This is a genomic window from Acinetobacter colistiniresistens, assembly GCF_000413935.1.
Classification (GTDB): domain Bacteria; phylum Pseudomonadota; class Gammaproteobacteria; order Pseudomonadales; family Moraxellaceae; genus Acinetobacter; species Acinetobacter colistiniresistens.
The window spans coordinates 511,177-533,285 of the sequence record NZ_KE340379.1 but is presented as its reverse complement, the minus strand read 5'-3'; the positions used below and the strand labels follow the sequence as shown (position 1 = coordinate 533,285).

Here is a 22,109-nt window from a genome sequence, read left to right as displayed (position 1 = left end):
GATGAGTAAATTAATTTACCCATTTGAAAAGGCTGAATATTTTTATTCAGCCTTTTTTATTTTATCCAAGAAAATACACACGATTGAATCATCTTATTTATAGAACAATATGTCGCATTAAAAGACTGTTCATCCCTATTATGAATCGATAATATAAGCATTAAGCAATACATAATAATTTGGGAGATGAAAGATGAATGCTTATCTACATCGTAGTGAAAACCGTGGTCATGTCAAAGCAGGTTGGTTAGACACTTATCATAGCTTTTCATTTGGAAGCTGGTATGACCCAAAATACATGGGCGTCAGCGCACTACGCGTGATTAACGACGATACGGTTGCTGCACATAATGGTTTCGGTACTCATCCCCATGACAATATGGAAATCTTGACCTGTGTACTTGATGGCACCATTTCCCATAAAGACAGTATGGGTAATGAAGGCCAAATCAATGCCGGTGAATGGCAGTTGATGAGCGCTGGAACTGGGGTCACTCACAGTGAAATGAACAAGCATGATAAAGCGGTGCATCTGTTACAGATCTGGATCCAACCCAATGTGCAAGATGCGGATCCAACCTATCAGCAAATTCAACTCAATCCAAAAGATCATCCAAACCAATGGCACTTGATTGCTGGTGATGAATCTGCGCCAATGTCGATCCGTCAAAATGCTGAAGTGAAAACTGCGGTTCTTGAAAAAGATCAACATTTAGAAATTACAGCACAGAAAAAAGTAAACTATGTGCATGTGATTTCAGGTGAAGTGATGATTGCCGATCATTTGGTAAAAGTAGGTGATGCATTATTGTTTGATGAGACTACAACCATTACTGCATTGCAAGACAGTCAAATGATCTGGTTTGACCTACCTTAAGCCCAGTTTGACTTGTACCTCTTCCCCTCAAGGGGTACAAGCTTTTTAATCATTACTACTATCACAACTGTTTGAATCAGAATTTGATTCAGTATTAAAACTACAATCATCCATACGTCTATCATCATTATCTTGAAATGAGTCACCGCTAGATGTGGTCGAAGAATATGAATCGTTATAATCAGAAGAATCTGGTGTAGTGCTAGTGCTCTGTGCGAAGAAAAACAATAAAACGAGACCAATCACAATAACTAAAATGATAAACATCAGCATCGCCACCCCCTATTATTTCTATTGTTCTATTTCATTAAGGATATCACCTAAAGTCCCTTAAAATTGTAGGCATTAAAAAAGCCCGATTAACGGGCTTTTCTACAACCTTGAACATTTTTAAAAACGATCTAAACCGTTTCGTTCGTTGTTAGCTGTGTATTCAGGTCATCATATCTTTGTTCATTTAGGCAAGATTTCTCTTAAATCCCAAATAGTATATGACTTCCTTATTGTTTAAATTAGCACCAACCATCGAGTGAGTCAAGGGCCGAATATCTCATAAAAATTACAGCGCCTTTCACTAAAAAATGTTGAGCATAGTATTTTATTTTCTAATACATATGAGGAATTCTTCTCAAACTCCCCTCTAATCCCACTTACTTATATATTCAAGAAAAGTTATTCTCAATAAAAGAAGCTGTTCTATTTTTTAGATTAAAAATTAACATCATTTCAAATATTATTATGGCCTCTAAGCGAAATTTATCACTTTTTCTCCTTTTTATCTTTCCATTCACATCTGGATTTTCGTCATGAATAGTAATAATAGTTATTAGGCTAGGAGCTGATTCCAACCCCATAGCATCGCCTACTTTTAATTGCTCCATAATGATTACTCAATAAATCAAAATTGAACTAAAATAACTAAATAAATCAGAGATTGAAGCACAGTATAAGAGTCAGGCAATTATCATTTAAATTAATACTTGGGGGTTTTGGTATATTTCTATCAATATAAAGTGGATTTAAAAGTCGTTTATTAAAAGCCTTGCTTGATTAATTTTTTTCAATAAAATACCTTCTTACATAAATTTACAATGGGTACTAAAAATTGTCAGCAGTACAAAAACCAGAACAAACGCTTTTTTCAAGTGGTAATGTAAGTGTTACAAATGCAAGATTTATTGTAAACAATCAAACTTATGCTGTCCGTAATATCACTTCTGTAGATAAAAGGCTTAAGAAAGCGCCAAAACTCGGGTGGTGGATTTGCGGTGTAATCTTTCTTCTCGCTGGTATTTCAGGCAGTAATTTAACTGCTGTTATAATAGTCGGCCTTATTCTTATTGGTGTTGGATTTTTAGTTAAACATAAATACTATGTGGTCCTTAAAACATCCGCTTCTGAGCTACAAGCGCTTGAAAGCGAAGATGAGAATTATATTGATGAAGTAATTCATGCAATAAATCAGGCTATTCTTTATCATTAAAATGAAAGCATAGAAAAGCTCTTCTGGGCTTTTCTATGCGCCAAGTTAAGTATTCCTCATATTCACATATTATATAAAGCCGTACTAACCTAAATGTTTTCAATAATTGAACCTGAAACACAGAGCCAGAAAACGCTAAGTGCTTCAATTTTCAGGTAGCTAAAATATTTGAATAATAATGAAATTGGCTCATAAATATTGGCCCAAGTCAAACAATAGAGCCAAGGTGTTCAACTATTTGAATAAAATGCATCAACATTATTCAAAAGATGTTTATAATTTCTTGACTATAAAATCGGTAGAGTTAAAGTTTAAAATAACTGAAATCTAAAGATAGCTTTTAGACATAAGCTCGTTATAAGCCCCTCTTTTTCTTGGTTTTGGCAGTTTCATCTTGTCGAAGATTTGTCGTAAAGAGCCTAAAATACTGTTCAGCACCCACCACCAAGAATAAACCATGTCAAATAGACATAAAAAAAGACCTATAAGCCGCTGATTCGCTTATAAGTCTTTGATAAATCTTGGTAGGTATATCCAGACTCGAACTGGAGACCTCTACGATGTCAACGTAGCGCTCTAACCAACTGAGCTATACACCTAGAATGAGAAGCATCATATTCATTTTTTATGAGCTTCACAAGTTTTTTTACGACTGTTTTAGTGCAATCGCACAGTCTTTAAGCAAGCGCTTAAACTCTTGAATATTTCCGCTATCTTTTTGCTCTAAAAAAACAATTTGTTGATATAACACAATTGCTTGTTCAAATACCTGTTTGTTCTGAACCTGATCTGCTAAACGCTGCATCCACACCTGAAAAGTCTCTGCGGGTTGCTTATGCAAATGTTTAGGCAACTGCTTTTGAAACTTAAATACCGCTCTTTGATAATCTGCCTGCTGTCGTGTTTGTCTCCACCAATAAACCCCCACATAGATCACTAAAATCGTACCAGTGCCTGCAATCAAAACGATTACATAAGTATAACTTGAATCCAGACCGAGTCGGGACAACCAGTTTTTCTGCTTCTCTGCATCATAGCCTACGACTTTGCTTTGCCATTGATAGCTTAAATAGTCACTCCAAATCCGCATATTTTTTAAAAACTTAAACTGTTGTAAGCGCCAAGCCTTGCTTTCATCTCCCCATACCGTCTGGTCTTGTGCCAGATAATTTTGCATGCCTGTATCAATTCGTTGCGGTGCAATCATGGCTGTTGGGTCAATTCTTTTCCATTTTCCATTGAGATAAACCTCACTCCATGCGTGTGCATCTAACTGGCGTACTTCCCAGCTCTGCCCATCAAGTGCTAATTGCCCACCTTGATAGCCTATTACCACCCGTGCTGGAATGCCGGCATAACGCATCAGCATGACAAAACTTGAGGCGTAGTGTTCACAAAAACCTTTGCGACTGGAAAACAAGAACTGATCAATACGATCGCCACCTAAAGTACCTGGTGTTAAGGTATACACAAAGCCACTTTTTCGGTACCAAGAAAGCACAGATTGTAGATATTTTTCAGGTTGCTTCTGGCTCTGTTCAAAAAGCTGATGTGCCAATTGCTGTGCTTTTTCATCACGATTCGAATCAAATTTGAGATTTAACTCAAGTTGACGTGGTGGTAGGGAAATTGCTTCGCCTGAGTTAGGTCCTAACCACAACATTTGTATAGGTACATTGCGCTTAACCAATTTAGTCGGGCGAATACTATTGTCTTGATACAACTGCAAATAGCGTTCCTGTGGAATCGAGTATTCCAATCCCATAATCCAGTTGGCTTGCTCATCTGCCGATAAATATTGATAAGGCACACTCCGTGGTGTGGACTGCACATTTTTAATCTGCTGATTAAAGTCACTACTGGTCCATGTACTGCCATCATATTGATCCAACACCAAAGCTCGCCAGTACAGCTCAGATCGACTTGGAAATTGCGACATATCAGCTACAATCCGAAAGGCCAAAGCCGAAGACTGTGATAATTGAGCAATATCTCCTGGTGACATGCGATCACTCATGCCTGTAGTGGCTTGATTACCTTGAATTGGAACCGCCCAGAGTGGTGGTAAGCGAGGAAAAAAGATAAATAGAATCAGAAAGAAAGGAATTGCGATTCCAACAAATTTAAGAATTTGTTTAACATCTTGCTTCAGTTGATTGGATGACAATTTATTTTGATTAAATAATCCCGTCTGGATTCGATACAAGCCGACTAAACACATCACAAATGTAGCAAAAACAATCATAGCCATCCAAAATGCTTGGCTATGTAACAGCAAACTCGCACTGACGAATAAGGCAAAATTAAAGATGATTAATAAATCACGTGTGTTTTTCGCTTCTAAACATTTGGCAAATAAACACGTGCTTAAAAAGGCAACTCCGGCTTCAACCCCCAATAAGGTTTGATAGTTGAAATAGACCAAGCCTAAACACAATAAAATAAAAAGCAGCAAGAACCATTTTGGAAATGCACTGTAACGCTGTTGACGATAGCGACGCACTAACAGCAACCAGATGACAGCCCACACGCCTGTTAAAGTGACAGGTACAAAAGCAACTTGCCCCAGCAAGACCAAAGTTAATGCAGCCAACACACAGAAATAGATTTGTTGCGTCATCATTAAGCCTGCGCCAATAAAAGTTTTGCTTTAATCAACTGAACCTGCCCTTGCCCACTTTCCAAACGTGCATGCGGTAAAATCAAGGCATAATCATCACCCAATTGTTCGCATTGTTCGACCAAGCCCATCATAAAACTTAATTTTTCTTCATGACCTTGTGCTGGAATCTGTTGATAATCAATTTCCAAATGTTGATGACTGGCCTGAGCCTCAAACATTTTGATCAAAAAACCCTGCCCACGCGCCACCTGTTTCCAAGCCACATTCTGATAAGAATCGCCTTGTTGAAAGCCTCTGAGCTCCTTAAATTCATCCAGACGATCATGTGCTGAAGTTGGTTGGCTTTTATGTTCTTTTTGCCAATCATAAGCTTTGGGGGCAATCCATATTTTTTGTTTTGGCGATAAATAAGTCCAAGCCCGAACTAAGCCCAAAGGGTAAGTCGAATAAATTTTAATGGTCTCAAATTCATAGTATCCACGTACCGTAACAACAACAGGCAGTTCAATACTGTGTTGAGTCTGGTCTAGATAAAGAAGTTGCTCTTGAGTTTGCCACTGGATTCTCAAATAACGTGCTGAACTGACAGGCTGCTTAAATAGGAGCTTTAAAATGAGTGTTTGATCGACTTGCCCAACCTCAGGTATCACAACATCGATTTGCAAAGCATGTAATTGTTTAAAGGTCAGATAAAAACTGATACACAAAATGGCGCTGATTAAAAAACAAAATCCTAAAATCAGGTTATTGGCATAGTTAATCCCTGCAATAAAGGTAATCAGAATCAGGATTAAATATAAAAAGCCTTGCTTATAGATAAAAACCAATACATCTTTTTGTCGTAGCGTTTTACTGACACCCACCTGAAAGCGTTTGGCAATCCATTGGCTAAGCTGCTGTTTGAATCCAGTTTGCATATGCCTATACTCGCTTACAATGCTTCAACCGACTGCAAAAGTTGTTGTACCTCGGTTTCACCCAAACTAATACGATGCGCCGTAACAGCGACAAATACGGTTTGCACATCATCAGTCGTGACAAAACTGCGCCCCTCAACCAAGGCATAGGCTTGCGCTGCAGCCTTCAGTGCAAGTACACCACGTGTAGACAGCCCATGACGTTGCTTACGTGTTTCAGCAGCGAGATCCAGAATATAGTTGAGCACTGCATCACTGAGGAAAACCTGCTTTGCTAACTCACGTAAATGTAAGATATCAGCTTGATTAAACACGGCATCTAATTGATGAATCAGCACTTGGCGAGAGCTTTGCTGCAATAGTAACTTTTCTGCCTGACGAGATGGATAGCCCAGTGACAAACGCATCAGGAAACGGTCAAGTTGAGACTCTGGCAATGCATAGGTTCCACTTTGGAACAGCGGGTTTTGCGTTGCCAGTACCCAGAAAGGTTGTGGTAACGCATAATGTAGCCCATCTACAGTCACAGCACCTTCTTCCATCGCTTCGAGTAACGCACTTTGGGTCTTAGGACTACAGCGGTTAATTTCATCCGCAAGTAAGATCTGAGTAAACACCGGTCCTTGCTTAAACTCAAACACATGTTCTTTTTGATTAAAAATATTGATGCCAATCACATCACTGGCCAACATATCATTGGTGAATTGAATCCGTTGAAAATGCAATCCTGCCAGACGCGCCAGAGCACTGGCCAAGGTGGTTTTCCCCAATCCTGGTAGATCCTCAAACAGTACATGCCCACCTGCCAATAAACAGGTCAAAGCCAATTTAGTTTGCTGAGGTTTATCTAAAATCAGCTGATTCACTTCAATTAAAAAGTGCTCAATCTTCTGTGCAAAACTTCTGATATCTTGTTCTAATGACTGATTTTGCTGTTTTTTGTCCTGAACCGAAGTCTGACCCATGCCCCACATCATATTCTCCCCAAAATAAAACAGTGCATGCTTCAACATACACTGTTTTGGTTTTTTTTCAACGAAATCAATTGATTTCTAGCAAGGACATTTTTTCATATTGCCACCCGCTGAAGGATAACGCGCATCGATACAATGACGATAAAAAGTCTTGGCATCCATGGGAGTTAAATCCGGATGATGTGCTTTCATATGCTCAACATAGGTTTCATAATCAGGTACACCAACCATGAGACGAAAACTTTGCTGTAAACGTTGCCACAGTACGGCGATGCGTGACCAATTCTTTGGCGACAATAGCAAATGCTTCTGTGACATGATGGTGAATTTAATAATCTTCACAATCACTGAACCACCTTGTCGGGCAATTTTAAAATCCATACTTACTCTCCTTTGATGCTATTCGCAGTCATCGGTGTTTCTGAATAAACCGCAGGTGCTTCATTGGCAGTAGGCGTTGGACTTGCCAAAGCACGGCGTACGATGCCAATAGAAGCAATCACCATCACGATTGCAACAATCATAAAGAACCCACACAACGCAGCATTGATCTGGTTCGACATCACAATGGTCTGCATTTCAGCCACTGTTTTGGCTGGTGCAAGCACTTCGCCACGCGCAATCGCATCCGAGAAACGGTTCGCTTGTGCCAAGAAGCCAATCTTCGGATTTTCATGGAAAATCTTCTGCCAGCCTGCAGTCATTGAGGTAATAAACAAGAAAATAGTCGGGACAATGGTGACCCATACATACTTCTCTTTCTTCATCTTAAATAGAATAACTGTCCCCAAAATCAACGCCATAGAGGCAAGAATCTGGTTACCGATACCGAATAATGGCCACAAGGAGTTAATCCCGCCTAATGGGTCAACAACGCCTTGATAGACAAAGAAGCCCCAACCCGCTACCGCGACAAACGTTCCGACCAAATTCCCAAAGAATGAACTTGATTGTTTAATTGCTGGCACTACGATACCCACAGTATCCTGCACCATGAAACGACAGGCACGTGTTCCTGCATCTACCGCAGTTAAAATGAATAAGGCTTCAAATAAAATGGCAAAGTGATACCAGAATGCCATCATTGAACGGCTATTGAAAATTTCAGAAATGATATGCGCCATACCAATCGCGAAGGTTGGTGCACCACCTGTACGTGATAGAATTGAGCTCTCGCCCACTTCTTGTGCCAACAAAGTCAGCATTTCAGGACTAACGACAAAGCCAAGGTTACGTACTGCTTCCGCAGCAGTATCGACCGTTGTTCCCAGAATTGCCGCAGGTGCATTAATCGCAAAATAGACACCCGGATCAAGTACCGTTGCACAGATCATGGCCATGATCCCGACAAAGGATTCCATGAGCATCCCACCATAACCAATCATACGAATATTGACTTCGTTATCGACCAGTTTTGGTGTTGTCCCTGAAGCCACCAAGGCATGGAAGCCCGAGATCGCACCACAGGCAATGGTAATAAATAAGAAAGGAAATAAACTACCTGCAAATACAGGCCCTGTGCCATCAATGAAATGCGTTACCGCTGGCATTTTCAAATCAGGCATCGCAAAGATAATCCCGATCGCCAAACCTGCAATCACACCGATTTTTAGGAAAGTAGAAAGATAATCACGTGGTGCTAATAACAACCAAACGGGTAAAACTGACGCGATGAAACCATAAATAATCAACGCCCATGTCAACTGGGTACCACTCAGGGTAAATAACTGGCCCCAATATGGATCTTTTGCAACATCACCCCCATAGACAATTGCAGCCATCATTAGTACAAAACCAATAATCGATACCTCTGCAATTTTTCCAGGGCGCAAATAACGCATGTAAATGCCCATGAATAGCGCGATTGGAATGGTAGTTGCAATACTAAATACGCCCCAAGGACTATGTGCCAGTGCCTTGACTACAACTAATGCCAATACCGCAAGGATAATAATCATGACTCCAAGCGTACCGAGCATGACAATGACACCAGCAAAAGTACCGAGTTCCTGCTTGGCCATTTCTCCCAACGAACGGCCATCACGGCGTGTTGAAATAAATAGAACCAGAAAATCCTGTACAGCACCTGCAATCACCACTCCAACTAAAAGCCAGATTGTTCCAGGTAAATAACCCATTTGCGCTGCCAGAATCGGCCCAACCAAAGGACCAGCACCAGCAATAGCAGCAAAGTGATGCCCAAATAAAACGTATTTATTGGTTGGAACATAATCCAGACCATCGGCAAGGCGATGTGCTGGAGTTAACCGTTTAGGATTTAATTCAAAAACTTTGTTTGCAATAAATAAACTGTAGAACCGATATGCAATGCTATATACACAGACCGCCGCAAGAACCAACCAGACTGCATTGACATGCTCACCACGACTAACTGCCAAAATCCCAAATGAAATTGCCCCAACAATGGCAACCAAACTCCATAGGAGTTTTGAGGGAAGTGATGACTTTGCTTGTGTTGTCTCCATTCAAAAAACCTCTCAAATACATAACGCGTGGTTATTTAGATTTCCCTTTCCATATTTTCTGTAGAAGAAATATCTTTGTAAGTTTACCTTCTAGCTTCAATTATTTATCTAATACTTTGGCATAAAAAAAGGGATGATTGTTTAATCATCCCTTCGATAATTGTATGTCTTGAGTAGCTCTGCCACTCATTCACAATTATGCACGCTCTAGGTAATCACCCGTACGCGTGTCTACACGAACACTTTCTTCTTGCTGTACGAATAATGGAACACGGACTACAGCACCTGTTTCAAGTTTCGCAGGCTTACCGCCACCGCCAGAAGTATCACCACGAACACCTGGATCAGTTTCAACAATTTTGAGCACAACGAAGTTCGGTGGGCTTACAGTCAAAGGTACGCCATTGAATAACATGATCGTACATTTTTCATTAGAATCGTCTTTTAACCATTTCGAAGCATCACCCATTGCTGTTTTATCAGCAGCGATTTGCTCGAAAGATACAGGATCCATGAAGTTCCACATTTCGCCATCGTTGTAGAGGTAATCCATTTCTACTTCTACAATATCAGCTGCTTCTAAAGAGTCACCTGATTTGAAAGTTTTTTCTAATACTTTACCAGAGCGAAGGTTACGTAATTTCACACGGTTAAATGCTTGACCCTTACCTGGTTTTACATATTCATTTTCCATGATTGAACATGGGTTGCCATCAAGCATAACCTTAAGGCCTGCTTTAAAATCATTTGTAGAATAATAGGCCATGAAAGGCGCACTCCAAACTTAAAACTCAAATCTATTAATGTTAGACTACACGCACAGGTGTGACACTAACACTATTTTTAACGTATGGCATGATAAACTATTTACATCAAGAGCAAAACTGGCAATCACAACTCAGTGATCTAATTACCGATCCTTTAGAGCTGTTAAATCTGCTTGAGTTATCTACCGATCAGCTATTATCAGGTGCAATCCTCGCCTCTGAACAGTTTAAATTGCGCGTCCCGCGTGCATTCGTCGGAAAAATGAGCATTGGCGATCCGCTTGACCCTTTATTGCTACAAGTATTACCACACCATCTGGAACTGGAACAACATCCCGAATTTGTCACCGACCCGCTCGGCGAAGAAGCGGCCAATCAAATGGCTGGGGTTTTACACAAGTATCAATCGCGTTTTTTACTGACTTTAACCGGTGCATGTGCAATTCACTGCCGTTATTGTTTCCGCCGTCATTTTCCATATCAGGACAACCTTCCTAAAAATGACGACTGGATCAACATCAAGCAATATATTGAGCAAAATCCACAAATCAATGAGGTGATTTTAAGTGGCGGTGATCCACTGACGCTCAATAATCGAAAAATTTCTTTGTGGCTAGAACGTCTAGCATCTCTCCCTCAGATTAAGATATTGAGAATTCATTCACGCGTTCCGATTGTGATCCCGAATCGTATTGATGAAGAGCTGATTTCTATATTAAAAAACAGTAGGCTGCGCATTGTAGTAGTGGTACACTCAAATCACGCAGCTGAACTCGATGATTTCACCTGTTCGAAGTTATTGCAGTTATCACTTCACCATATAACCGTGCTGAATCAAGCGGTTCTACTCAAAGGTGTGAATGATTCTGCAGAAACGCTCAATGCCTTGAGTCTCCGTTTATTTGAAGCACGAGTAATGCCCTATTACCTTCATGTTTTAGATAAAGTCAAAGGTGCTCAGCATTTTGATTTAAGATCTTCAGAGATAGATCAGATATACAGTGATGTATTAGCGAGTTTACCTGGATATTTAGTTCCTAAACTTGTCAGGGAAATTGCGGGCGAAAAAAATAAAACACCGCTTTTTGGGGTTCAAACGTTCTGAGATTGATTACACAATGATGAATAATGCTTTTTCGGATATTTTTCAAATTCCAACGGTCTTAAGACGAGACAAACTGAGTTTTTGCGATACCAATTCAAAAAGTCTGAATGAATGGATCTCAAACCTGTCAATTATGCAGTTAGGTGATACCTCGAAGGCGTTATTTGCTGCCTTATTAGAACTTAGTGAATTAGAATGTTCTGAAACCTTGCGATTTGATTTAGTACAGGTTCTACATCCGACCATTGAAAACGTTCTGGGCAGCCTGGAAAAAAACTTTTTCAATCAAGGTGTGATCAGTTCAGATCGCAATGAGCACATCATCGAATTGGCGATGTTATTGCGTTGTTACTTTGCTGCTATTTATATCAATATCGTACGCCGTAGTAACGATCAACTCGATCAACAAAAGTTTTCTATTTTTGCTCTAAATCAAAAGAAGAACCTGCAAACGGCAAGAACACTTGCAACCTTTCAATCCTTGCAACAACTAACACAACTACTCTATCAACAACATATGTTGTATAGCGAGCCTGTTGCAGGACAATGGTTAATTGCACATCAGCTCTATGATGCAGCAGTCATGCATAAATACCAGCATACCAACCTCGATCAAGCTCAGGGTAAACCAAGCGCTATTAGCAACATTAGCCAAGCCTACGCCCAATTAATTTTGATGGATATTTTTAATACCAATCAAATCCGTCAATCTGAAATCCAGGCTCTGTTCCAGTGTAGTTTTGACTGGGCTAAAATGGTTCAAGTGCTATCTAAAGAAACAGATTTAACCAAATATGTCGTAGATACCACGAAAGACCATCCACCAATTTATAATAAAAAGCAAAGCTCAGGCTTTAATCCAAATATATTTATCAGTACCCATAGCCTTTTGGATCATGTCACGGCGACACTGCATAAAAATGCGGAATACATTTCCAAGAATGAAAAAATTTATTTGACCCCTGCGCTTAAATTTCATGTGCAAACCATCTTAGGCACAACCGCGGAACGCCGTCATGAACGTTATGAGTATTCCGCGCAACTGCATATCTGTTTTGGTTTGCTTACCGCTCACTTTTATCTTTCCAAAGCCAAAAACTTTTCGGAAACCTTATTGCTAGACCATAGTTACGGTCTGCAAAATGAATCGAAGTTTATGTCCGCTTGGGACAAAAAAAGCACTTCAGATAACCAAGAGTCAGCAATTCAACGCCTAAGCCGGGAAAGTAAAGCGGTATATCAGGCTGACATTCTGGATATCAGCGTCAATGGTTACCGTATTAAATGGTCTGGAGAAGCACCAAAGAATCTTAGAACAGGCGAATATATTTTAGTTAAAGAAACATCACATGGGCATTGGCGCGGAGGAGTAATTCGTTGGCTCAAACAATCAACCGAAAAAAGTTTAGAACTCGGTTTGGAAGTATTGGCACAGGAGATTTTCCCTTGTGCAGTTCGTTTACAAGCAGATCGACATATCAGCAATTATCATCCAACACTTTTATTAAAAAATCAAAATCTGGATGAAACAAAAACTACATTAATTTTACCGGGTTCACAAATTTTTAGAGAACACCAAGCTATTCATTTAAGATTGGGGAAAGAGGAAGTCAAAGTGTATTTATTAAACGCACAATTAATTACCCAGAGTTTTGTTCAATTTGAGTTTGAACTACTAAATGAAGAAGAACTCCCTGTTCTGCAAAAATATATGGCTCAAAAAAATATGGACACAATTGATCAAGATTTATGGGAAGCATTGAAGTGAGAAATTCTTTACTCTCTAAAAAACTAAAACGCACTGAAACACGCTTACTGATTATTGACGACAATCAGCTTCGATATAATCAAATTGCGGCAATTTTTAAAGCACAAGATCATCAAATTAAAGCCACTTTGTTAGATGATCTTAAAACATTTGAAAAGCAGCTTAATTTACCTTGGGATATTGTGATTTTTGGTCGTGCCTATGACCTAAAAATCGAACAAACGCTTTCCTTAATACAGGCTTCATCCCAACCAAGTTTACCTGTTCTACTATTAGAACCTGATGACTTCAATGCAGATCAATACCAGGGCTATATTCATAAAGGTATCTATGATGTAGTGAATTTTAAAACGCCTGAAACGTTTTATATCAACATGATCCGCGCCCTGTCTTATAGTCGCTTGGTACAGGCCGAGCACCGCTTGCTCAATGAACTGGAAGTCGCTCAATCCCAAGCACAATCTTTGGTTGCAGAGACACATAAAGCTGTTGCCATTTTACAGGAAGGCATTCATCTCAGTGCCAATACTGAATATGCCAACCTATTTGGTTTTAGCAATGCGGATGAATTGATTGGCTTGCCAATTCTTGACGTGTTACAACCCGAGGATTTAGGGCAATTTAAGCTCCGCTTTAAAAAGATCTCTCAAGGGCAATTTGAGCAAGGCCGATTTGAACTTCGTACTCAAAACTCAACCGTAAAGAATAATCCATTACACCTAGAGTTTCTGCCTTCAGGCAATGAAGAGGAAATTCAACTCAATATTGAGTGTCCTACATCTGCTCAGGTGATAGCTCAACCGCCAGCAGCGACTGTTTCATCCGAAAAAGTCTCGACTCTAGGCACAGCTTTACAACAGCTCAATCGACAACTGACCAATCATCCAGCCAATGCCAATGCCATTGTGCTATTTAGTCTCACTAGCTGCCCAAATGAAGTTTTCCAAAATGATTGGCGCGGAACAAAAGCATATTTTGCTAATATCCAAAACTTTATCAAAGAACAAGTGAGTGTTCCTGTCTATCAAGTCGATAGCACACTCTTCGTTGCATTATTTCAAGCTGAATCCAAGAATGTTTTAAATTCACTGCTGATCGGTTTAAATAGCTTGCAAAAACCCCAACTTTTGGCAACAGCAAATTACACCTTCCCTTTACACCTTAAATTAGGGTATTGCGAACTTGCACAAGCCATTCCAGATGAGGCTGTTTTTGAGCAAGTTCTCAGCAAAGCATTCTCTGCAGCTTTACCCGTATTCAACAGTCCAAAAATTGATACTGATATTGGTTTGACGACCGAACATATTCCAACAAAAGTCCAGTTAAGCTTGCTACAAGAGCTTAAACAAAAACTGGATGCGGGTGATATCCACCTTAAATATCAGCAGCTTTATGATAAACAAGATCAGCACACGCATACTTATGAAGTTTCTGGTGGCTTTATCTATAACAATCAATGGCAAGATTTAAGTGATCTGGCTGATCTTAAAGATGATACCGAACTCTCTGTTCAACTTGATCGTTGGGTTTTGGTTGAAGCATGCAAACAATTGCACAATTTTATTACCCAATACCCTAAGGCAAAACTGATTGTTAACCTAAATCATCAGGTACTATTAAATGATAAGCAGTTGCCTGAGCTGGTTGCAAAACTACTCACCATTATTGGTAGTAAACAAGCACATCCACTGATCTTGCAATTCTCAGAGCAGGCGCTCCAACAGAATCTTTCTCAAGCACAGCCACAGATTGCCTTACTACGCCAACATGGCGCCGAAATTTCAATTCGTGGTTTTGGCGACTCGCTGTACAGCGACAGCATGCTGCAGCAAATTGATACCCAGTATCTCAACTTACATAGCAAACTCACCAAAATGCTGAGTTCAGATAAAGACATTGCAACCTTACAAGAGAAAATCCTACATTTTATCGGTCAAAAACCTGTGGAAATTTTCTTGATGGAACTGAATGATATGAATTTATTCGCAAATGCATGGAATGTTGAGGCTCGCTTCTTGCAAGGTAACTATTTCCAGAAGAAACTTGATCGTTTAACCGATGTACAAGACCAATAAGGTCTTGCACATCGCAGACTATATACATTATTAATAAAAATATAGTCACAAAAAAACGGGCATATTGCCCGTTTTTTTCTTTCTTGATATTAACGTTTGATAGAACGTGACATACCAGAGAAACGTTGTTTGAATTTGTCGATACGGCCGCCTGTATCCACATTCTTTTGTTTACCAGTATAGAATGGGTGGCAAGCTGAACATACGTCAAGGTAAATTGTTTCTTTACCAAGAGCAGAACGAGTTTCGATTACGTTACCACATGAACAAGTAGCAACTAAGTTTTCGTATTTAGGGTGAATATCGGCGCGCATGGTCGATGCTCCTATTAAGTAAGAAAGGCTTAAGCTGTTATCGCAATTGATCACTCTCAATCTGAGGAAAGCAAAGTGTTTTCACACTTGCAGATCAACACCACAACAGACCATTTCTTTTGACTCACCGAGACTCTAACGGTCAGAGCAAAGCCAACAAGTGGCGACTATTATACGCCAAAAAATTCAATTTTGCGAACTATTCCTGTTTTGATTTTGACCAATGGTTCGCAATCATGCCACACACCATCAACTGAATTTGGTGAAAAATCATAATTGGCAACACAATCATACCTAGGGGTTGTCCAATAAACAGAATCTGTGCCATTGGCACGCCACTCGCCAAGGTTTTTTTTGAGCTACAAAAGAAAATCGTGACTTGATCGGCACGATTAAAGCCCAACCACTTTGGTAAATACAAAGCCAATAGCATGACGATCGTTAACAGCACCGAACATGCCAGCACCAGATATAATAAAGTTAGACCACTGACCTGATGCCAAAGTCCTGCAATTACAGCACTACTAAACGCGCCATATACCACCATTAAGATCGACCCCTGATCAAACGCTTTAACGACACTTGGGACTTTAACCATATAAGGAAACACATAAGGACGCAGCAACTGCCCCAGAACAAAAGGCACCAGCAGTAGCAATGTAATCTGGATAATAGATTTAGTCGGATCAAAACCATGTTGGCTTTGTCCTAAAATGAAGTAGCTCACCAAAATCGGGGTAATGAACATACCGATAATATTAGAGAAAGAGGCGCTACAAACGGCAGCAGCCACATTGCCTTTAGCCATCGAGGTAAATGCAATCGAAGATTGTACTGTAGATGGCAAGAAGCACATAAACAGAAAACCCCAATATAACTGTTGCCCTAAAAGTGGTTCTAGCACAGGTTTCGCCAACAATCCGATTGCTGGGAAAATTAGAAAAGTAAAAGCAAAGACGAGCGCATGCATTTTCCAATGCAGCATACCTTCAATCACAGCTTCACGTGATAACTTGGCGCCATGTAAAAAGAACAATACGGCAATCGCAACCGTGGTCAGCATATTAAAATAATGTGCAGCCTGCCCAGAGACAGGTAAAAAAGTCGCCAGTACCACCATCGCAATTAATAATATTGTAAAGCGATCCACTGCCAATAGCTTCAACATAACCTATCCTTATCTACTCACGAATAACTATAAAGCCCAATATGATGTTGTTGACCATTTGATCGACTCATCATACTGGGCTCTACAAATAAAGCTAGGGCTTTAGATCAGAAATCTTGGACTGACCAGACCAAAGCTTAATTATTACGTGCGTTTTGATCCTGTTGAATCAATTCAACTTTATAACCATCAGGATCTTCGACAAAAGCAATTACCGTAACGCCACCTTTCATTGGGCCTGCTTCACGCACGACTTTACCACCACGTGCCTTGATTTCTTCACATGCTTTATAAGCATCTTCCACACCAATCGCAATATGGCCATAAGCATTGCCGAGATCATAACTCGCGGTATCCCAGTTATGGGTTAACTCAAGTACCGTGTTATTTTCTTCATCACCATAACCCACAAAAGCTAGCGTAAAACGCCCTTCTTCATAATCACGCTGGCGTAGCAATTTCATACCAAGCACCTCAGTGTAGAACTTTAAAGATTGTTCTAAATTACCTACTCGTAGCATCGTATGTAACATGCGCATAGTTATTCACCTGTCTGTTGTGTTGTTCGGTTTTCATGGTCGCGTAATAATTTCGCCACCCAAACCACGAGGAATAAAATTGGAATTCCAATGAGAGTCGTCATTAAAAAGAAATTCGGATAACCGATATTGCTGACAATCGTTCCTGAGTACCCACCCAATAACTTGGGTGTGAGCGTCATCAGAGAACTAAAAATCGCATATTGAACTGCAGTAAACGATACGCTGGTTAAACTAGATAAAAAGGCAATAAAGGCAGCACCCGCCAGACCTGAAGCCAGATTATCAATAATAATTGCAAGGTACAGCCATAAAGAGCTATAACTTTTGATCACTTTACCAGAAAGCTCTACAGTTCCTGACTGCCCTGGATCAATCACAGCCACCGGCTGGATATCAATATCTAAAACATCCGCATGAGCAGCAGGATTAATACGATATTGTCGCGTTGCCAACACTTCGTGTCCAGCAGGAACTTTTAAGTTCGCCACAGCCTGGAGTGTTTTAGTCGGAGAAGCCTGTAATAACTTTCCATCGACAGCACCTGTAAACAAGCCCTTTTGGTCAATTTTTGCGGTAAATTCCTGTCCATCCAACTTTAAAATCACTGGACGTTCTGCATCTAACTCTTCCGCTTTCACCCCTGCGAGCTGACCTTTAATCACCAAACTTTGTTTAAGTTCTTTGAGTGTTAATTGATCATCATTGTTAATCGGCAATATTTGAATCTCAGGCTGTTGCGTATGAATGAGATATGGCACTTCTAACTGAATATGCGACGCTGCCTGATTCTGATATTGAGTACTCACCTGCACTTGGTTTGCTTTTAATAAAACCTCGTTCGGTACTTGTAACTTCCAATACCCAACTTCATCTGGCTGTACCTGATAGTGCTGATCTCCGACCTGAACTTCAACCTGATCAAGTGGCTTGCCCGATTTGACTAGACCGATAAAAATCAAATTGGTTGAACTAGCTAAAACTGCACCGACGAACATCAATTTCATAATGTTCATACGCTGTGCCAGCAAACCACCCAAGAAACCACCAACCAGACTAAAAAGTACACCGTAAATTTTAACCGCTTCTGCAATCTGCTCTTTACTAAAGTTCAGATCTTGGTAGAACACATTGGAAATTACCCCTGCAATAATGTCAGAGATACGGAAAAATCCAATCAACAGCAATAAAACTAAAGCCAGTTTTACACCATAGCGTTTAAAGAAATCCAGAATCGGCGCGACCCATGTTTCTTTCGCCATTTGCTGGTTAACCACCCCCATCTTGACCAGTCCAAAACCTGCCAATAATGCAATTGCAGTTGCGGTTAAAAAGCGTAATGCTTCTAAACCAAACAAAGTTGCAGTGTCTTTGATTGCTGCTGATTTCGCAATCGCATCGGTCACATTACCTGAATAGATATAGCTCAGCACGAAAGTCACAACGGCAATAAAAAATACAAACACCAAACGGTAATAATCTGTGGTTTTATACTGCTTATAAACACGATTTACTTGGGGTTCACGTACACATAAGGTCGTGATAATACCGACAACCATCACTGCTGCCATGGTTAAATAGGTATATTTCCAAGCTTCGTAAATATAATTGCCTTTCGCTGTGCCTAAATAGGCTGCCAAGAACAAAGCACCTGCACCTGCAACGATCATCCCGATCCGATAACCGGCATTGTAAGTCGAAGCTAAAACCGTTTGCATTTCAGTCTCGGCCAGCTCAATCCGGTAGGCATCAATTACAATATCTTGTGTAGCTGCAGAGAAACCCAGTAAGACCGCACCTGCCGCCATCTGGATCAGATAACTTTTTCCAAGCGCCGGGTCAGAAAAGGCCATGATACAAATTGCACAAATAATCAAACATTGTGCAATTAACAACCAGGCACGACGTCGACCTAAACTTTTAGTCAAAAAAGGAACAGGCAGCTCATCAATGAGTGGTGCCCAAACAAATTTAAAGGAATAACCGAGTGCAGCCCAACTAAAAAAAGTGACTGCACTTTTATCAATACCAGCCTCACCTAGCCATAATGACAAGCTAGAAAAAATCAATAAAATTGGAATCCCTGCCGAGAAACCAAGAAATAACATAATCAGCGCACGGCGATCTAAAAATGCTTTAAATGCCGACGCCCAACCAGAGGCTTGAGTTGTCATTGGTTATTATTTTCCATGAACATGCGTGAATGTGCTTATTCAATCGTTTCTTGCTCTCTCTTGCAAGTTGCTTTATGCAATCATTCTTTTGTTTTGTCGATAAAAAACACAAGTTCGCTTGATCTTTAGGGCTAAAACTGTATACCTTTAATTACTCAACTTTAGTTTATTTGTTGGATAGCAACAGTGACCCAAAAACTCGATCAAATGACTGCAACAACTTTATCTTTAACACCAACAAACACTATCAGCGCAAATATAAACTCTTTACCAAGTGCCTTTGAGCAGACGGAAATACAAGCAACACTGATTAAAACAGCTTTACGTGCCGACCAACTGACACATATTCCAGATCTCGCAGAAATTCCGAGTTCAACCAAACGAATCAAACCACTGAATAATTTTTTAGGGCAAGACCGCGCGCGCGCTTCCGTCGAAGCCGGTATTTCCCTACCATACTCAGGCTACAACATTTTTGCGGTTGGGACTGCAGGATTAGGTAAACGTACCATGATCAAGCGTTTGCTCCAGCAACATGCGAAAACCATGCCAACACCCAATGACTGGGTGTATGTGAATAACTTCAAAAACCCAAGACAACCCATTGCATTACGCTTTCCAGCAGGTCAAGGCACTAAATTCCAAAACACCTTGCAACAAGCATGGCAAATCATTTTAAAACAATTAGAGCGCCGTTTTAGCGCTGAAAGTTATCACAACCGGATTGAACGTATTCGTCAGGATACCGGCGATGTACAGCAACAGGCTTTAGTCGAGTTAACCAAAGAAGGCGAAGAACTCGATTTGAAATTGGTTTCTCGTAATGACAAACATACATTCATCCCGATGCAACTACGCAACGATGAATATCACGAGTTAAGTCAAAATGAACTGAATGCACTTGGCAGTAAAGAACGTGCTGAAATCAACGCCAATGTTCGTTATATGGAGAAAAAACTCGAACGTTTGGGTCTGCATCTGGGTGATTTAGAAGATGATGCTCGAGATCAGGTTTCAAGCCTAAATCGCGACATTGCCACTCAAGTGGTCATGCCACGTGTAGAATCTATCTTAAATAAAAACAAAGAAGTCAAAGGTCTCGACTTATATTTAAAACATTATGCTGAAGACATAATTGAAAATGTAGAGTTGATTCTAGAACAAGAAGAAGATGACTTTACCCCTGCTTTATTCAATCGTGTTCCTTCGCGCTATCAGGCCAATGTGATTGTTGCCAACAAGCCCAATAGCGGTGCACCAGTTATTTTTGAAGACTTCCCAACGCACTACAACCTGTTGGGTCATGTCGAGCAACTCACGCATAACGGTACCATTACCACCGACTTTACCTTGATTCGCCCCGGTTCTTTACACCAAGCCAATGGTGGCTTTTTAATGCTTGAAGCAGAACAACTGCTTGAACAGCCTTATGCATGGCAAGGTCTAAAACGCGCTTTAAAATCGGGACAACTCAAACTGTCATCACTCGAACATATGCTGACCTTAACTGGCAGCATTTCAATTGAGCCAGCATCCGTTCCACTTGATATTAAAGTGGTTTTACTTGCAGAACCTGAAATTTATTATGAAATTCTGGAAGTTGAACCCGAGTTAGGCAGTGTCTTTAAAATTCGTGCCGACTTCACCGATACATTACAACGTAATGACAGTAATGAGCAGGCATATATGCAGCTGATTGCAGATTATGTTCAAGCTGACAAGTTACTTCCCTTTGATCGTTCTGCACTTGCGGCTTTGTTAACGGATTCCAGCCGTCAGGCGGAAGATCAAAGTTCATTATCGCTACATGCATCTACCCTAGGTGACCTCATTCGTGAAGCACATCATCATGCATTTAAATCAGATGACAAGATCGTTACTGACCAGCATGTCAATCAAGCATTACATCACCGTCAATATCGCTTAGGCTATTTAAGAGAACTGTATTGGCAGGATCTTTCTCGCGGGACTCAATTAATTGAAACCTCTGGACACCGTCTCGGTCAGATCAATGCCTTATCCGTGATCCATTATGCCGATGTTGAATTTGGTCTACCTTCTCGCCTGACTGCATCGGTGTATCAGGGCGGCGGTGATATTCTGGATATTGAACGCAGTGTTGAGCTCGGTGGTTCACTGCATGCCAAAGGCGTGTTATTGATGTCGAGCTTTTTGAAGGCTCACTTTGGTCGTGAACAAATCCTGCACTTCTCTGCCGCTTTAGCTTTTGAACAAAGCTACGGACAAGTCGATGGCGATAGTGCGACGGTTGCAGAACTTTCAGCGCTGATCTCTGCGATCTGTCAAATTCCGATTGATCAATCTTGGGCAATTACAGGCTCGATGAATCAATTGGGCCAAGTACAGCCGATTGGTGGCGTCAATGCAAAAATTGAAGGCTTCTACGATGCATGTAAACTTCAAGGCTTAACAGGCAAACAAGGCGTCATCATTCCACGTCAAAATATGCAGCACTTAATGCTACGCCAAGATGTGAGCGATGCGGTACACGCAGGTCAATTCCATGTCCATGCGATTGATACTATTGATCAAGCTTTAGAAATTTTAATGGCACGTCCAGTCGGAACACTCGATAAGAAAGGCCGCTATACCAAAAACTCGATCTATGCTGCAGTGATGGAACAACTTGAGTATTGGCAAGCGATCGAAGATGGTGAGGCCGTTGAAGATGACGAACCAAAGAAAAAGAAAAAGCGTAAGAAAACCAAAAAAGATGAGCTCGCGGCGAAAAACACTGAAGAAACAGTAGTTGAAGCAAAAAGCTTAAAGCCAATCAACCGAAAGAAACGAAAATAGAAGTAAAGAAAAAGCCATGCTC

General features: G+C 40.5%; 18 protein-coding genes and 1 tRNA gene. 6 read left to right on the top strand and 13 right to left on the bottom strand.

The annotated features are described in order from the left end of the window. The first annotated feature begins 193 nt into the window (after positions 1-193). Positions 194-877 (top strand): pirin family protein, encoded by a 684-nt coding sequence (locus tag F907_RS10975; RefSeq protein WP_016651913.1) that lies wholly within the window; start codon positions 194-196, stop codon positions 875-877. Positions 878-922: 45 nt separating this feature from the next. Here the strand turns inward: F907_RS10975 and F907_RS19220 are convergent, their stop codons facing one another. Both F907_RS19220 and F907_RS10980 read right to left on the bottom strand, forming a co-directional pair. Then, complete coding sequence (locus F907_RS19220) at positions 923-1,150, bottom strand: hypothetical protein (protein WP_016651912.1); 228 nt, start codon at positions 1,148-1,150, stop codon at positions 923-925. Between the two features lie 389 nt (positions 1,151-1,539). Further along, a complete protein-coding gene (locus tag F907_RS10980) occupies positions 1,540-1,758 on the bottom strand; it encodes a hypothetical protein (protein ID WP_016651911.1) in 219 nt (72 codons plus the stop codon). A 224-nt stretch (positions 1,759-1,982) separates the two neighbouring features. On the opposite strand from F907_RS10980, the gene F907_RS10985 reads away from it, so the two are divergent. After that, positions 1,983-2,360, top strand: a complete 378-nt coding sequence (locus F907_RS10985; protein WP_016651910.1) for a DUF6232 family protein — start codon at positions 1,983-1,985, stop codon at positions 2,358-2,360. 522 nt (positions 2,361-2,882) lie between these two features. Here F907_RS10985 and F907_RS10990 read toward each other — a convergent pair. The 7 genes from F907_RS10990 to efp all read right to left on the bottom strand — a co-directional run bounded on the left by F907_RS10990 (position 2,883) and on the right by efp (position 10,126). Next, positions 2,883-2,959: transfer RNA gene (locus tag F907_RS10990), tRNA-Val, on the bottom strand. A 47-nt stretch (positions 2,960-3,006) separates the two neighbouring features. Continuing rightward, a complete protein-coding gene (locus F907_RS10995; RefSeq protein WP_016651909.1) occupies positions 3,007-4,980 on the bottom strand; it encodes a transglutaminase TgpA family protein in 1,974 nt (657 codons plus the stop codon). Between the two features lie 2 nt (positions 4,981-4,982). Further along, positions 4,983-5,900 carry a DUF58 domain-containing protein gene (locus tag F907_RS11000; protein ID WP_016651908.1) on the bottom strand — a complete coding sequence of 306 codons (918 nt, stop codon included), beginning with the start codon at positions 5,898-5,900 and terminating at the stop codon, positions 4,983-4,985. 14 nt (positions 5,901-5,914) lie between these two features. Beyond that, positions 5,915-6,874, bottom strand: coding sequence for an AAA family ATPase (locus F907_RS11005; RefSeq protein ID WP_016651907.1), 960 nt, complete (start codon positions 6,872-6,874; stop codon positions 5,915-5,917). A 78-nt stretch (positions 6,875-6,952) separates the two neighbouring features. After that, positions 6,953-7,255, bottom strand: a complete 303-nt coding sequence (locus F907_RS11010) for a YbdD/YjiX family protein (RefSeq protein ID WP_005271805.1) — start codon at positions 7,253-7,255, stop codon at positions 6,953-6,955. A gap of 2 nt (positions 7,256-7,257) precedes the next feature. Continuing rightward, on the bottom strand, positions 7,258-9,360 hold the full coding sequence (locus tag F907_RS11015; protein ID WP_016651906.1) for a carbon starvation CstA family protein: 2,103 nt from the start codon (positions 9,358-9,360) through the stop codon (positions 7,258-7,260). Between the two features lie 196 nt (positions 9,361-9,556). Then, positions 9,557-10,126 carry an elongation factor P gene (gene efp / locus F907_RS11020; protein ID WP_005271812.1) on the bottom strand — a complete coding sequence of 190 codons (570 nt, stop codon included), beginning with the start codon at positions 10,124-10,126 and terminating at the stop codon, positions 9,557-9,559. An 89-nt stretch (positions 10,127-10,215) separates the two neighbouring features. On the opposite strand from efp, the gene epmB reads away from it, so the two are divergent. Genes epmB through F907_RS11035 form a run of 3 tightly spaced genes read left to right on the top strand, consistent with a single transcriptional unit; the run spans position 10,216 to position 15,075 of the window. Next, a complete protein-coding gene (gene epmB / locus F907_RS11025) occupies positions 10,216-11,232 on the top strand; it encodes an EF-P beta-lysylation protein EpmB (protein ID WP_016651905.1) in 1,017 nt (338 codons plus the stop codon). Between the two features lie 13 nt (positions 11,233-11,245). Beyond that, positions 11,246-13,000 (top strand): hypothetical protein, encoded by a 1,755-nt coding sequence (locus tag F907_RS11030; protein WP_016651904.1) that lies wholly within the window; start codon positions 11,246-11,248, stop codon positions 12,998-13,000. Beyond that, on the top strand, positions 12,982-15,075 hold the full coding sequence (locus F907_RS11035; RefSeq protein WP_016651903.1) for an EAL domain-containing protein: 2,094 nt from the start codon (positions 12,982-12,984) through the stop codon (positions 15,073-15,075). The genes F907_RS11030 and F907_RS11035 overlap by 19 nt, the downstream gene beginning before the upstream one ends. Before the next feature lie 89 nt (positions 15,076-15,164). On the opposite strand, the gene rpmE is transcribed toward F907_RS11035, so the two are convergent. The 4 genes from rpmE to F907_RS11055 all read right to left on the bottom strand — a co-directional run bounded on the left by rpmE (position 15,165) and on the right by F907_RS11055 (position 19,270). Then, the gene (gene rpmE / locus F907_RS11040) at positions 15,165-15,389 is read right to left on the bottom strand and encodes a 50S ribosomal protein L31 (RefSeq protein WP_005271825.1); all 225 of its coding nucleotides are present in this window, start codon (positions 15,387-15,389) and stop codon (positions 15,165-15,167) included. Positions 15,390-15,588: 199 nt separating this feature from the next. Continuing rightward, positions 15,589-16,557, bottom strand: coding sequence for a bile acid:sodium symporter family protein (locus F907_RS11045; protein ID WP_016651902.1), 969 nt, complete (start codon positions 16,555-16,557; stop codon positions 15,589-15,591). Between the two features lie 137 nt (positions 16,558-16,694). Continuing rightward, entirely contained in the window at positions 16,695-17,096 is a 402-nt protein-coding gene (gloA, locus tag F907_RS11050) for a lactoylglutathione lyase (protein WP_005271831.1), read from the bottom strand. Between the two features lie 2 nt (positions 17,097-17,098). Continuing rightward, positions 17,099-19,270 (bottom strand): AmpG family muropeptide MFS transporter, encoded by a 2,172-nt coding sequence (locus F907_RS11055; protein WP_016651901.1) that lies wholly within the window; start codon positions 19,268-19,270, stop codon positions 17,099-17,101. A 186-nt stretch (positions 19,271-19,456) separates the two neighbouring features. On the opposite strand from F907_RS11055, the gene F907_RS11060 reads away from it, so the two are divergent. Next, a complete protein-coding gene (locus tag F907_RS11060; RefSeq protein ID WP_016651900.1) occupies positions 19,457-22,087 on the top strand; it encodes a Lon protease family protein in 2,631 nt (876 codons plus the stop codon). The last annotated feature ends 22 nt before the right edge of the window (positions 22,088-22,109 follow it).

Coding starts and splice junctions, on each gene's coding strand:
- F907_RS10975 (WP_016651913.1), top strand. CDS start 194: ATGAATGCTTATCTACATCGTAGTGAAAACCGTGGTCATGTCAAAGCA.
- F907_RS19220 (WP_016651912.1), bottom strand. CDS start 1,150: ATGCTGATGTTTATCATTTTAGTTATTGTGATTGGTCTCGTTTTATTG.
- F907_RS10980 (WP_016651911.1), bottom strand. CDS start 1,758: ATGGAGCAATTAAAAGTAGGCGATGCTATGGGGTTGGAATCAGCTCCT.
- F907_RS10995 (WP_016651909.1), bottom strand. CDS start 4,980: ATGACGCAACAAATCTATTTCTGTGTGTTGGCTGCATTAACTTTGGTC.
- F907_RS11000 (WP_016651908.1), bottom strand. CDS start 5,900: ATGCAAACTGGATTCAAACAGCAGCTTAGCCAATGGATTGCCAAACGC.
- F907_RS11005 (WP_016651907.1), bottom strand. CDS start 6,874: ATGTGGGGCATGGGTCAGACTTCGGTTCAGGACAAAAAACAGCAAAAT.
- F907_RS11010 (WP_005271805.1), bottom strand. CDS start 7,255: ATGGATTTTAAAATTGCCCGACAAGGTGGTTCAGTGATTGTGAAGATT.
- F907_RS11015 (WP_016651906.1), bottom strand. CDS start 9,360: ATGGAGACAACACAAGCAAAGTCATCACTTCCCTCAAAACTCCTATGG.
- efp (WP_005271812.1), bottom strand. CDS start 10,126: ATGGCCTATTATTCTACAAATGATTTTAAAGCAGGCCTTAAGGTTATG.
- epmB (WP_016651905.1), top strand. CDS start 10,216: ATGATAAACTATTTACATCAAGAGCAAAACTGGCAATCACAACTCAGT.
- F907_RS11030 (WP_016651904.1), top strand. CDS start 11,246: ATGATGAATAATGCTTTTTCGGATATTTTTCAAATTCCAACGGTCTTA.
- F907_RS11035 (WP_016651903.1), top strand. CDS start 12,982: ATGGGAAGCATTGAAGTGAGAAATTCTTTACTCTCTAAAAAACTAAAA.
- rpmE (WP_005271825.1), bottom strand. CDS start 15,389: ATGCGCGCCGATATTCACCCTAAATACGAAAACTTAGTTGCTACTTGT.
- F907_RS11045 (WP_016651902.1), bottom strand. CDS start 16,557: ATGTTGAAGCTATTGGCAGTGGATCGCTTTACAATATTATTAATTGCG.
- gloA (WP_005271831.1), bottom strand. CDS start 17,096: ATGCGCATGTTACATACGATGCTACGAGTAGGTAATTTAGAACAATCT.
- F907_RS11055 (WP_016651901.1), bottom strand. CDS start 19,270: ATGACAACTCAAGCCTCTGGTTGGGCGTCGGCATTTAAAGCATTTTTA.